Origin of the sequence: Marinobacterium sp. xm-m-383, assembly GCF_013283255.1 — a bacterium.
Lineage (GTDB): Bacteria > Pseudomonadota > Gammaproteobacteria > Pseudomonadales > Balneatricaceae > Marinobacterium_E.
In genome coordinates, this window is the sequence record NZ_WBYT01000003.1 from 323,655 (window position 1) to 336,075 (window position 12,421).

The window sequence follows — 12,421 nt, forward strand, 5'->3', positions numbered from 1 at the left end:
CTCAACATTGAATCCAACTTCATCTAAGAAGAGGTGATTAAAATAAAATGTATCTAACTAGATCTTTACACAATATTAGGATCGCTTAACTCTTTTGAAAAGTCACTGCCTAACAACCTTTGAGCCATAGTCTGAAGATACTGTGCTGCAGGGGTTAACGGAACACCCCTTACTTTGACGATACCCAACTGATTTTCTGGAGGCAATTTATCAACAGAGAAGGGCTCTACCCCTGCTCCAGAAAAGCGATCAGTGATGTATCTCCCAGGCGCATAACCTATTAAGTCGGTTCTTCGCATCATCTCCAGCATCACTTGCGGAGAGGTACACTGAACAACCTCTTTTGGCCTTGGCAAACCCTCCTCTTCTAACCATTGGAGTAAGGAGTTTGAACTACTACCTAGTGACATATTAAGAACCCAAGAGGCATCCAGTAGCTCACACCAGTCATTAGAGTGTGCAAGAGGATGTCCAGCCCTTCCAGCAACCACTATTTTAACGTTGCATAAGGGTTCGAACACTAACTTAGACGGTATGGACTCTTTGGATGCAAGTGCAATACCAAAATCCAGGGCCCCTTCAATCAATCCTGGAACAATTGTCGTCAACAAGCCCTCTGTCAGAACCAACTTTGCTTCTGGCATGCGAGAGTGAAACCCTTTGTAGATATCCGCTAAGATCGTTGCAGCAACAACAGGAGTGACGCCAATTGAGACCTTAGCGCCTCGTCCACCACCGATCTGCTGAACCTCATCCTTGGCTCTTTCGATGGTCGCAACAATTAATCTTGCCCGCTTTAAAAGCGCTTCACCTGCAGGGGTGAAAGTAACTCCCCGATAACTGCGCTGCAAAAGTTCCACACCTAGACTCTCTTCAAGCTCACGCATCGCCCTAGTCAAAGCACTCTGACTGGTGTTGAGCTCAACAGCTGCACTGCGAATAGATCCCATATCCGCAATCGCAACCAATGCACGTATTTGTTGCTGCTTCATATTAGTGACACCAAAAAATGATCACATAGCCAAAAAAATCATATAGCTGAGATCATATACTCGTTTTAATCTGTTTGGAAATTACAAGAAGTACTGATATGAAAAAAATCACCGATACACAGATCAACCTCATGAAGAGTTGGCGCCACAGTATTCACTCAAATCCAGAATTAGGTTTTGAGGAGAACGATACGAGCCAATTGGTACAACAACTCCTAACATCATGGAACTATCAAGTCACCACAGGCATTGCAGAAACAGGAGTGGTTGCTCAAAAGGTATTTGGTGATGGCAGTGGTCCTAAAATAGGCCTAAGAGCCGATATGGATGCGCTACCGATCCAAGAGATGACGGGTCTACCCTACCAGAGCAAAAATAGAGGCAAGATGCACGCCTGTGGGCATGATGGGCATACCTCTATTTTGTTAGGGGCTGCGAAATCGATATCCGAAGCGGATACAAGTTCGTTTAATGGCACACTCAACCTTATCTTTCAGCCAGCAGAAGAGGTTGGTGGTGGAGGTGGTGCACAACGCATGATCAATGAGGGCTTGTTCGAACAATTCCCATGCGATGCCATCTTTGCACTCCATAATTACCCTGGCGTTCCTGTTGGTCGTGTCGAATTCCGAAGTGGTCCCTTCATGTGCTCATCAGATCTTGTGAAGATTACCTTTACAGGAAAAGGCGGCCACGGCGGACTCCCGCAAATGTCGATCGACCCAACACTACCGTTATCTGCCACCGTACTTGGTCTGCAAACAATTATTGGCCGCAATACCGATCCAATTCACACAGGCGTTATTAGTGTTGGAAAAATTACAGCCGGCCAAAGCTACAACGTTATTCCAGAGAGAGCCGAGCTTGAATTAAGTGTTCGCGCACTGCAACCAGAAGTACGTGACACGCTTGAAAGGCGTATAAGACAACTGGTCGATAATCAAGCAGCCGCTTATGACTGTAACGCACAAATCAGCTATCAATACGGCTACCCTGTGCTACAAAACAGCGCTCAATATGCAGAGGTTGTTAGAACAGTAGCCGAGCGAGCATTCGGTGAAGAGCTCGTGGATTCACAAGCAGCCCCTCTGACTGGAAGTGAAGACTTTGCTTACATGTTAAACAGCGTTCCTGGCTGTTACTTCTTAATTGGTAATGGTGATAACGGCCATACCGATGGCAAACGCGTGGGGCCGTGCAGCGTACACAACCCGCACTATGATTTCAATGATGATGCTTTATCTGTGGGTACTCAAATGTGGGTAGACCTAATAGAGCAGTTTTTCTGCGAAACATCCATAAAATAGACCTTTATTGAGGATCAAATAATGACTATAAAAACAAATATTATGGGCACGCTAACAGCGGCCACAATGATTGGATCTCTATCCTTCAACGCTCAAGCTGAAACACTCACAATGTCAAATTGGGTTCCACCAGCTCACTTTGTTAGTGGAATTTTGAAAGACTGGGCTGAAGATGTTAGCGAAGCAACTGAGGGCCGAGTGACTGTCCGCATGCTGCCAAAAGCAGTTGGTAGTCCACCACAGCATTGGGAGCTAGCTCGCAAAGGGGTCGCTGACATCACTTGGGGAAACTGGACATACGAGCCAGAACGTTTCAAAGCAGTTTGGTTCTCGGAAGTGCCTTTTATTGGTGACTCAGCTGAAGCTTCATCGCTTGCTTTATGGGATACCTACAAAACTCATCTAGAGGCTAATACAGCGTTCGACGGGGTTAAGGTCCTTGGTGTAGGGACACTCGGTCCTGGAGTCATCAACCATGGTTCTAAAGACATAGTTACACCGGCAGACCTCGCAAATCAAAAGGTTCGCATGGGCGGACCTATTCAAAAAGTTCTGATTGAAACAGTGGGTGCGATACCTGTCGCTGCCCCGGCTACTAAAGCCTACGAAATGTTGAATGGTGGTGTCATTGATGCATCACTACACCCTATGGAATCAGTTGTTAACTTCCGTCTGGATGGCGTTTTAACCCACCATACTAAGATCCCAGAAGGTTTCTATGATGCTTCGTTCTTCTTGGCTATGAATGAGAAAAGATGGAATAAGCTTTCTAAAGCTGATAAAAAAGCGATCGAAACTGTTTCAGGTGCCGCATTTGCTAAACTATGGGGTGGGACATTTGACGCTCAATCAAAAGCAGCAGAAGAAAAAATGCGCGCCTCTGGTGAGCACAGCTTCAGCGAACCATCTCCAGAACTGATGGCCTTAATTACAGAAGCTCGCGAGAAAATCATCAATGAGTGGGCCTCTGATGCTAGTAACTTTGGTATCGACAATCCAATGGAAATTGTCAACTACCATAAAGAACGTTACAACGCTCACGCTAATAAATAACAAAAAGGGGCTGTCTGTTAGATAGCCCCTTGCTTTATAGAGGCGGAAGAAAATGAAGCCTATTATAGATAAGACCTTCAAAACCATTGAGATCATCTTAATGATCTCACTATTCCTAATGGTGGCTCTCACCTTTGCAGATGTATTAGGCCGTCGTCTATTTAATACTCCCATTTACGGTGCACACGATTTAACCGAACACTTTATGGCTGTTATTGTATTCACCGGTTTGCCTCTACTCACTGCAGCGAGAGGTCATCTCTGCGTCGACCTATTAGATGGATTCCTAATGAAGGATAGTCTGAACTGGTGGCACTTCTTAATTCGCTGCCTTGTAGCAGCTGCATTAGGTTTGATTGGTTATCAATTTGTCATTGCGGCCTTGGATGCAACTGAGATTCACGAAGTGAGTCATGAGCTTCTAATTCCACGCAGTTACATGTACTACCTATTTGCTTTCGGCTCATTTACAGCAGGTTTAGCAAGTCTATTACCGGCTAGACACCATTCAGATATCACATCCGAGGAACCAATATGACTCTTGGTTTAATCTGCCTAGGGCTAGTGCTAGTACTGGCATTTTTAAGAGTGCCTTTGGCCTTCTCTCTTCTAACCGTTAGTTTCTTTGGTATTGCTTGGGATTATGGCTATTCGACGTCGATCACTATGCTCTCCATGACCATATCAGACGCTGTATTTTCATACGATCTAGCCGTGGTACCCCTGTTTATATTGATGGGTAACATCCTATCTAAAACGGGAATAGCGGCGGATTTATTCAGAGCAGCCAATGCTTATCTAGGACACATTAGAGGTGGACTAGCCCTCTCTACGATGGTGACCTGTGCCGGATTTAGCGCTGTATGCGGATCGAGTCTTGCAACGGCCGCTACCATGTCAAAAGTCGCCTACCCCAGTATGAAAAAATACGGATATTCGGATTCTCTGGCATCTGCGTCAATAGCAGCTGGTGGCACTCTGGGTATTCTTATACCGCCATCAATTATTCTAATGATCTATGGCATTCTGACACAGACAAACATTGGGGAACTGTTCATAGCCGGTGTTGTGCCGGGATTATTAGGACTAGCATTTTATATGTTAGCAATATACGTCGTAGCACTCTTCAAGCCAGAACATGCACCACGAGGCGATCGATCAGACGCTAAAGAGAAGGTTGAATCCTTAAAAGGAGTGTGGCCATTCTTTATGCTGTTTATTCTGATATTTGGAGGCATCTACGCGAAGGTATTCACAGCTACAGAAGCAGCTGGCATGGGGGCAGGATTTGCCTTAATCATAGCTGTTTGGCAAAAACGGATGACCTGGGCGAAGTTAAAAAACATCTTCTTAGATGCATCTTTTACCTCCGTCATGCTCTACTCTGTCCTATTTGGCGCTATGCTGTTCGCAAAATTTGTATCTTTCTCAGGGCTAGCCGAAGGTATATTGAGTGCAGTAGAGGCTTCAGGTCTGAGTAATTATGAATTGATCGCTCTGATCATGATCATATTCCTACTGTTAGGATGTGTAATGGATTCACTGGCCATTATTTTGATCTGTGTACCTCTATTCGTCCCAATCGTACTCGCTAATGGATTCGATCTTATTTGGTTCGGCATTATTGTCGTGGTCGTTACTGAAATAGCCCTAATTACCCCACCGATTGGCATGAACGTATTCGTTCTTAAGGCGACACTGCCCAATGTATCATTTGCATCGATTTTCAAAGGGCTAGTTCCTTTTATTGGTGTCGATTTACTAAGGCTAATTCTATTAATAGCAGTACCAAGCCTATCACTGGGATTAGTAGAAATGATGCGATGATCCACTATTAGGTCACTAAAATCACAAAGGGCGCTTTACGATTGGTAACCGTAAAGCGCCCTTTTTATTTGCAGTTGTAATGAATTTAAGCCTACATAAGCGCAGGTAAAACTTAATGAACTGGACATATATAAGACAGCGTTCAATCAACCATAATGCATGGACAGACGCTATTTAAAAACAAAACAAGTGGAAGGTAACGCTAGAAACAAAAAACCCGGCACAAGCCGGGTTTTTTATGGATCAACACAGTGCTTAGTCTTCAGAAGACTCAGCAACTGGACGATCAACTAGTTCTACGTAAGCCATTGGAGCCGAATCACCAGCACGGAAACCGCACTTAAGGATACGAACATAGCCGCCTGGGCGAGTAGCGTAACGCTGACCCAGTTCGTTGAATAGTTTACCTACTGCTGCATCGCTACGTGTACGGGCAAAAGCCAGACGACGGTTAGCAACAGAGTCGTTTTTCGCCAATGTGATTAGTGGCTCAACAACAGAACGAAGTTCTTTAGCTTTTGGCAGAGTTGTTTTGATCAATTCGTGCTCGATCAAAGAAACTGCCATGTTCTTGAACATCGCTTTGCGGTGTGAGCTGGTACGATTCAAATGACGACCAGATTTACGATGACGCATCTTATCTATCCTTTAAAACTTAGCTAAGTCGACTTAAGAAGCCACTTTGTCGTCGCCTTTAAGAGAAGCTGGTGGCCAGTTCTCAAGACGCATACCTAGCGACAGACCTTTAGACGCAAGAACGTCTTTGATCTCTGTAAGTGACTTTTTACCCAAGTTCGGAGTTTTTAGCAGTTCAACTTCGGTACGCTGAATTAGGTCACCGATGTAGTAGATCTGCTCAGCCTTCAAACAGTTCGCGGAACGCACAGTTAGCTCAAGATCATCAACAGGACGAAGAAGTACTGGATCGATCTCTGGCTCTGCTGGCTCAGACTTCGCTTGTTCGCTTGCATCTTCAAGGTCAACAAATACTGCTAGCTGTTGCTGCAGAATCGTTGCTGCACGACGGATGCACTCTTCTGGATCGATTGTGCCGTTAGACTCAATATCGATAACCAGTTTGTCTAGGTCTGTACGCTGTTCAACACGCGCAGCTTCAACTGCGTAAGAAACACGTAGTACTGGGCTGTAGCTAGCGTCTAGCTGCAGACGGCCAATAGCACGTGTCTCATCGTCTTCACTAGTACGAGCATCAGCAGGTACGTAGCCGCGACCGCGGGAAACAGTTAGGCGCATGTTCAGACTGCCAGCGCTAGTTAGCGTAGCAATCACGTGTTCCGGATTAGCGATTTCAACGTCTTGGTTTAGCTGGATATCTGCAGCTGTAACTGCACCAGGACCCGACTTGTTGATTGTCAGCACCGCTTCGTCGCCGTTGTGCATGATGATCGCAACACCTTTAAGGTTCAGGAGGATCTCAATGACATCTTCCTGAACACCTTCGATGCTGCTGTACTCATGCAGAACACCGTCGATTTCTACTTCTGTAATTGCACAACCTGGCATAGAAGATAGAAGGATACGGCGCAGCGCATTACCCAAGGTGTGACCGAAGCCACGCTCTAGAGGTTCCAATGTAACCTTAGCGCGAGTCTTGCTAATCTCCTGTACGTCGATGTGACGTGGGCTTAGAAACTCATTTACTGAACTCTGCATAGTTCCACCGTTTAATTAAAAATTACTTAGAGTAAAGTTCGACGATCAACTGTTCGTTGATCTCAGCTGGTAGTTCTGCGCGTTCTGGCATGGCTTTAAAAGTGCCTTCCATTTTTGCAGAGTCAACTTCAACCCACTCTACCGGTGCACGCTGTGCAGCCAGTTCCAACGCCGCTTTGATACGTAGTTGGTTTTTAGCTTTTTCACGTACTGCAACCACATCGCCCGCTGCTACTTGGTAAGAAGCAACGTTTACTACTTCACCGTTAACAGTGATTGAGCGGTGAGAAACGATCTGACGTGCTTCAGCACGTGTAGAGCCGTAACCCATGCGGAATACAACGTTATCCAAACGGCTTTCAAGAAGTTGCAGAAGGTTTTCACCTGTTGCGCCTTTACGACGAGCTGCTTCTTTGTAGTAGCCGCGGAATTGCTTTTCTAGTACGCCGTAGATACGACGAACTTTCTGTTTTTCACGAAGCTGTAGACCGTAGTCTGACAAACGACCGCGACGAGCGCCGTGTACGCCAGGTACAGTTTCAGCCTTGCACTTGCTGTCTAGTGCGCGAACACCGCTCTTAAGAAAGAGATCAGTGCCTTCGCGGCGAGACAACTTGCACTTAGGTCCAATATAACGAGCCATAATTACTTACCGTCTCCAGATTAAACGCGACGTTTCTTCGGAGGGCGACAACCATTGTGTGGAATAGGTGTCACATCCGTGATGTTTGCGATTTTGTAGCCACAAGCGTTCAGTGCGCGCACTGCAGACTCACGACCTGGTCCAGGACCCTTCACAAACACGTCTAGGTTTTTCAAGCCGTACTCTAGTGCAGCTTGACCAGCACGTTCAGCAGCAACCTGTGCAGCGAACGGCGTGCTCTTACGAGAACCACGGAAGCCAGAGCCTCCAGAAGTTGCCCAAGAAAGAGCATTACCTTGACGATCGGTAATAGTAATAATGGTGTTGTTAAAAGAAGCGTGGATGTGCGCAAGGCCATCCGCAACTTGCTTTTTAACTTTTTTACGTGTGCGATTACTCGGCTTAGCCATAGTTAGTAATTCCTATCGCTTACTTACGGATCGGTTTACGTGGGCCCTTACGGGTACGTGCGTTAGTTTTAGAACGCTGTCCGCGCACCGGTAGATTACGACGGTGACGGATACCACGGAAACAACCAAGGTCCATAAGACGCTTAATATTCATGTTGACTTCACGACGAAGGTCGCCTTCAACAGTCAACTTAGTAACTTCACCACGAACATTGTCGAGTAGCTCTTCAGAAAGATCGCCAACTTTAGTCGTTGGATCGATACCTACTGTGTCACAAATCTGCTGTGCAGTTGTGCGGCCGACTCCATAAATGTAAGTCAGTGAAATTACCGCGTGCTTGTTGTCAGGAATATTGACGCCAGCTATACGGGCCATTCAATGTACTCCATTAGTTAATTATTCGCTTCCAGCAAGAACTGGGTACGAAATTACATTCAGTTCGTGGAAGGCGCGCAATTATACGGGTTGATTATTATTAAATCAACCCATGCGCCCTTCCGCCTCGTTTACAGCTTAGGATTAACCCTGACGCTGCTTGTGACGAGGTTCAACCTTACAGATCACGCGAACGGAACCGTTACGACGTACGATCTTACAGTTACGGCAAATTTTCTTAACAGATGCGCGTACTTTCATAATTCACCTCAATGGTTTAACGCAGTAGACCTGCGCCACCCTTTAGATTCGACTTCTTCATCAATGATTCATACTGGTGTGACATTAGGTGCGATTGCACTTGTGCCATGAAGTCCATTACCACCACTACAACGATCAGTAACGAAGTACCACCGAAGTAGAAAGGTACGTTCCATGCAACTACCATCGCCTGTGGCATCAGAGATACCGCAGTGATGTAAAGAGCACCAAACAGAGTAAGGCGGCTCAATACTGAGTCGATGTAACGAGCAGACTGTTCACCTGGACGAATACCTGGGATGAAAGCACCCGATTTCTTCAGGTTATCTGCCACTTCACGAGGATTAAACATAATCGCCGTGTAGAAGTAACAGAAAAATATAATTGCTGCCGAGAACAACAGAATGTACAACGGCTGGCCTGGGCCTAGAGCCAATGCAACATCCTGAAGCCAATCCATACCCTCACTCTGACCAAACCATTGGCCTAGAGATGCAGGGAATAGCAGAATAGAGCTTGCGAAGATCGGTGGGATAACACCCGCCATGTTGACCTTCAAAGGCAGGTGACTGGTTTGGCCCGCATAAACGCGGTTACCCTGCTGGCGTTTTGCGTAGTTAATGGTGATACGACGTTGTGCGCGTTCCATGAACACGACAAAACCAACCGTCGCTACCGCTAACACTGCAATTGCTAGCAGCGCCAGGATGTTAAGATCACCCTGACGAGCCGATTCAAAGGACTGACCGATCGCACCAGGTAGACCCGCTACGATACCAGCAAAGATCAGAATCGAGATACCGTTACCGATACCACGTTCAGTGATCTGCTCACCAAGCCACATTAGGAATACTGCACCAGCGACCAGTGTAATAACGGCTACAAAGTAGAAGTTAAACGCTGTGCTAAATGCCACACCCTGATTAGCTAGACCAACGGTCATACCCAAGCCCTGAATAGTTGCTAGTGCAACTGTACCGTAGCGTGTGTATTGGTTGATCTTACGGCGACCAGCTTCACCCTCTTTCTTCAACTGTTCAAGCTGAGGGCTAACCGCTGTCATCAACTGCATGATAATCGATGCAGAGATGTACGGCATGATACCTAGAGCCAAGATCGACATGCGCTCGAGTGCACCACCCGAGAACATGTTGAATAGGCTTAGGATCGTACCCTGGTTCTGATCAAACAGAGCAGCAAGACGATCTGGGTTAATACCCGGAACTGGAATATGCGCGCCAATACGATACACAATGATCGCAATCGCAACGTAACGTAGACGAGCCCAAAGCTCACCTAGTCCGCTTGCATTTCCTGCTGGTACTTGTCCTTTAGTTGCCATTACGCTTCTACCTTACCACCGGCAGCTTCGATTGCAGCTAGAGCGCCTTTAGTCACTTTAAGACCTTTAACGGTAACTGCTTTAGTAATTTCACCAGACAGAATTACACGTGCAGAGGTGATCTCTTCACGGATAATGTCAGCCTGTTTAAGCGCTGCGAGGTCAACTACGTCAACACCGCAAGCAGCCAATTCGTTTAGACGAATTTCAGCTACGTAACGCGCTTGGCGAGATGTGAAACCAAATTTTGGCAGACGACGCTGCAAAGGCATTTGACCGCCTTCAAAACCTGGCTTAACACTACCGCCTGAGCGAGATTTAAGACCCTTGTGACCACGACCACCAGTCTTACCTAGGCCGGAGCCGATACCACGTCCAACACGCTTAGGAGCGTGCTTAGAACCGGCACCCGGGCGAAGAGTATTCAAACGCATTTGGGTGACTCCTCTATTAGTCTTCTACACGAAGCATGTAGTTGACTTTGTTAATCATGCCACGAACTGCAGGAGTGTCTTCCAACTCAACAGTGTGGTTCATGCGACGTAGACCAAGACCTGTTAGGGTAGCTTTATGCTTCGGAATGATACCGATTGGGCTGCGTACCAAAGTGATTTTAACTGTATTAGCCATCGATTAGTTCCCCAGGATCTCTTCGACTGACTTACCGCGCTTAGCTGCAACATCTTCAGGAGACGCCATAGACGCAAGACCTTTAACAGTCGCGCGAACAACGTTCACTGGGTTAGTTGAGCCGTAGCACTTAGCCAATACGTTTTCTACACCAGCCAGTTCAAGAACTGCACGCATCGCGCCACCGGCGATAACACCAGTACCTTCAGATGCAGGCTGCATGTAGACCATTGAAGCACCGTGACGTGCTTTGATTGGGTACTGCAACGTGTGACCGTTTAGAGAAACGCTCACCATGTTACGACGTGCTTGTTCCATTGCCTTTTGAATTGCAACAGGTACTTCGCGCGCTTTACCGCGACCAAAACCAACACGGCCATTGCCGTCACCAACTACAGTAAGAGCTGTAAAGCCGAAGATACGACCACCCTTAACTACTTTGGCTACACGGTTTACCTGAACAAGCTTCTCTTGCAGTTCACCGTCTTTCTGTTCGTGATTTGCCATAATAGAAACCTTTAGAATTCCAAACCGCCTTCACGTGCAGCGTCTGCTAGAGCAGCTACACGACCGTGGTATTTAAAACCAGAGCGGTCAAACGCTACCTGGCTAACACCTGCTTCTTTTGCACGGCTAGCGATCAGAGTACCGACCTTTTTAGCCGCTTCGATGTTACCAGTTGCGCTTTCACGCATATCTTTTTCAACTGTAGAAGCTGCAGCAAGAACTGTAGCGCCATCTGCAGTTACGATTTGCGCGTAGATATGGCGCGGTGTGCGGTTAACACACAGACGTGCAGTACCGATCTCACGCATTTTAGCGCGTGAACGACGAGCACGACGTAAACGAGATTCTTTTTTAACGTTCATAACCCTGCCTTACTTCTTCTTAGCTTCTTTACGGCGAACAAATTCGTCGCTGTAACGAACACCTTTACCTTTGTATGGCTCAGGTGGGCGGAAACCACGAACTTCAGCAGCAACCTGGCCTACAACTTGTTTGTCGGCACCAGAGATGACAACAGTCGTTTGGTTAGGTACTTCTGCCTTGATACCTTCAGGCAGTGCGTACTCTACTGGGTGTGAGAAACCCAGAGTCAGGTTTAGAGTGCTTCCAGAAACCGCAGCACGGTAACCAACACCGATCAGTGTTAGCTCTTTTTTGAAGCCTTCGCTAACACCAGTAACCATGTTGTTAACGATAGAACGAGTTGTGCCAGCCAGTGCAACAGATTGTTTAGCACCGTCACGAGTACCGAAGTTCAATGAACCTTCAGCCTGTTCAACAGTAACTGATGGGTGTACTTCGTGTGATAGCTGACCATTTTTGCCTTTAGCGCTGATCGTCTGGCCAGAGATTGAGATCTCTACACCAGCAGGCACAGCAACAGGCGCTTTAGCGATACGTGACATCGTAAATCCCCTTAGAATACTGTGCAGATCACTTCACCGCCGATACCAGCAGCGCGCGCAGCGCGATCGGTCATTACACCTTTGCTAGTAGAAACGATTGCGCAACCTAGGCCATCTGATACTTTTGGAAGATCAGATGCAGATTTGTAGATACGTAGAGATGGCTTAGATACTCGCTTGATCTCTTCGATTACTGGCTTGCCTTCGAAGTATTTCAGTTCGATAGACAGCACAGGCTTAACGTCACCTTCAACTGAGTAACCGTTGATGTAACCTTCTTCTTGTAGAACCGCTGCAATAGCAACTTTCTGCTTTGAAGATGGCATAGCAACAGCAACTTTCTCAGCCATGTGACCGTTGCGGATACGTGTGAACATATCCGCGAGCGTGTCTTGCATGCTCATGCTTTAACTTCCTCTCTTGTGCAGCGTAGTGCGGTAGCCCCGTCATCACTGACGTGGCCCTGACCACTACGCTTACCGTTAACTAACTGG

18 protein-coding genes are annotated in these 12,421 nt (G+C 46.8%); 4 read left to right on the forward strand and 14 right to left on the reverse strand.

The features are described 5' to 3' along the window. Positions 1-65: 65 nt before the first annotated feature. Positions 66-992: a LysR family transcriptional regulator gene (locus XMM383_RS07185; protein WP_173494766.1), complete on the reverse strand. Its 927-nt coding sequence runs from the start codon at positions 990-992 to the stop codon at positions 66-68. 98 nt (positions 993-1,090) lie between these two features. On the opposite strand from XMM383_RS07185, the gene XMM383_RS07190 reads away from it, so the two are divergent. Genes XMM383_RS07190 through XMM383_RS07205 form a run of 4 tightly spaced genes read left to right on the forward strand, consistent with a single transcriptional unit; the run spans position 1,091 to position 5,179 of the window. Next, entirely contained in the window at positions 1,091-2,299 is a 1,209-nt protein-coding gene (locus tag XMM383_RS07190; protein WP_254443093.1) for a M20 aminoacylase family protein, read from the forward strand. A gap of 21 nt (positions 2,300-2,320) precedes the next feature. Beyond that, a complete protein-coding gene (locus XMM383_RS07195; RefSeq protein WP_173494767.1) occupies positions 2,321-3,352 on the forward strand; it encodes a TRAP transporter substrate-binding protein in 1,032 nt (343 codons plus the stop codon). A gap of 52 nt (positions 3,353-3,404) precedes the next feature. Continuing rightward, a complete protein-coding gene (locus XMM383_RS07200) occupies positions 3,405-3,890 on the forward strand; it encodes a TRAP transporter small permease (protein ID WP_173482919.1) in 486 nt (161 codons plus the stop codon). Beyond that, positions 3,887-5,179, forward strand: a complete 1,293-nt coding sequence (locus XMM383_RS07205; protein ID WP_173494768.1) for a TRAP transporter large permease — start codon at positions 3,887-3,889, stop codon at positions 5,177-5,179. The genes XMM383_RS07200 and XMM383_RS07205 overlap by 4 nt, the downstream gene beginning before the upstream one ends. 255 nt (positions 5,180-5,434) lie before the next feature. On the opposite strand, the gene rplQ is transcribed toward XMM383_RS07205, so the two are convergent. From rplQ to rpsH, 13 genes are all read right to left on the reverse strand, one after another. Beyond that, complete coding sequence (rplQ, locus tag XMM383_RS07210) at positions 5,435-5,815, reverse strand: 50S ribosomal protein L17 (RefSeq protein ID WP_173480333.1); 381 nt, start codon at positions 5,813-5,815, stop codon at positions 5,435-5,437. Positions 5,816-5,848: 33 nt separating this feature from the next. Continuing rightward, positions 5,849-6,853, reverse strand: coding sequence for a DNA-directed RNA polymerase subunit alpha (gene rpoA / locus XMM383_RS07215; RefSeq protein ID WP_173480332.1), 1,005 nt, complete (start codon positions 6,851-6,853; stop codon positions 5,849-5,851). Between the two features lie 22 nt (positions 6,854-6,875). Further along, positions 6,876-7,496, reverse strand: a complete 621-nt coding sequence (rpsD, locus tag XMM383_RS07220) for a 30S ribosomal protein S4 (RefSeq protein ID WP_173480331.1) — start codon at positions 7,494-7,496, stop codon at positions 6,876-6,878. Positions 7,497-7,516: 20 nt separating this feature from the next. Next, a complete protein-coding gene (gene rpsK / locus XMM383_RS07225) occupies positions 7,517-7,906 on the reverse strand; it encodes a 30S ribosomal protein S11 (protein WP_173480330.1) in 390 nt (129 codons plus the stop codon). 19 nt (positions 7,907-7,925) lie between these two features. After that, positions 7,926-8,282: a 30S ribosomal protein S13 gene (rpsM, locus tag XMM383_RS07230; protein WP_173480329.1), complete on the reverse strand. Its 357-nt coding sequence runs from the start codon at positions 8,280-8,282 to the stop codon at positions 7,926-7,928. Positions 8,283-8,426: 144 nt separating this feature from the next. Continuing rightward, positions 8,427-8,543, reverse strand: coding sequence for a 50S ribosomal protein L36 (rpmJ, locus tag XMM383_RS07235; protein ID WP_007021200.1), 117 nt, complete (start codon positions 8,541-8,543; stop codon positions 8,427-8,429). A gap of 16 nt (positions 8,544-8,559) precedes the next feature. Continuing rightward, on the reverse strand, positions 8,560-9,885 hold the full coding sequence (gene secY / locus XMM383_RS07240; protein ID WP_173482921.1) for a preprotein translocase subunit SecY: 1,326 nt from the start codon (positions 9,883-9,885) through the stop codon (positions 8,560-8,562). Then, positions 9,885-10,319, reverse strand: a complete 435-nt coding sequence (gene rplO, locus XMM383_RS07245) for a 50S ribosomal protein L15 (protein WP_173480327.1) — start codon at positions 10,317-10,319, stop codon at positions 9,885-9,887. The genes secY and rplO overlap by 1 nt, the downstream gene beginning before the upstream one ends. A gap of 16 nt (positions 10,320-10,335) precedes the next feature. Further along, positions 10,336-10,515, reverse strand: coding sequence for a 50S ribosomal protein L30 (gene rpmD / locus XMM383_RS07250; RefSeq protein ID WP_173480326.1), 180 nt, complete (start codon positions 10,513-10,515; stop codon positions 10,336-10,338). Between the two features lie 3 nt (positions 10,516-10,518). After that, entirely contained in the window at positions 10,519-11,022 is a 504-nt protein-coding gene (rpsE, locus tag XMM383_RS07255) for a 30S ribosomal protein S5 (RefSeq protein WP_173480325.1), read from the reverse strand. Positions 11,023-11,033: 11 nt separating this feature from the next. After that, positions 11,034-11,384: a 50S ribosomal protein L18 gene (gene rplR, locus XMM383_RS07260; RefSeq protein ID WP_173480324.1), complete on the reverse strand. Its 351-nt coding sequence runs from the start codon at positions 11,382-11,384 to the stop codon at positions 11,034-11,036. Positions 11,385-11,393: 9 nt separating this feature from the next. Further along, positions 11,394-11,927: a 50S ribosomal protein L6 gene (gene rplF, locus XMM383_RS07265; protein WP_173494769.1), complete on the reverse strand. Its 534-nt coding sequence runs from the start codon at positions 11,925-11,927 to the stop codon at positions 11,394-11,396. Positions 11,928-11,938: 11 nt separating this feature from the next. After that, entirely contained in the window at positions 11,939-12,331 is a 393-nt protein-coding gene (gene rpsH / locus XMM383_RS07270) for a 30S ribosomal protein S8 (RefSeq protein WP_173480322.1), read from the reverse strand. Positions 12,332-12,421: the final 90 nt, after the last annotated feature.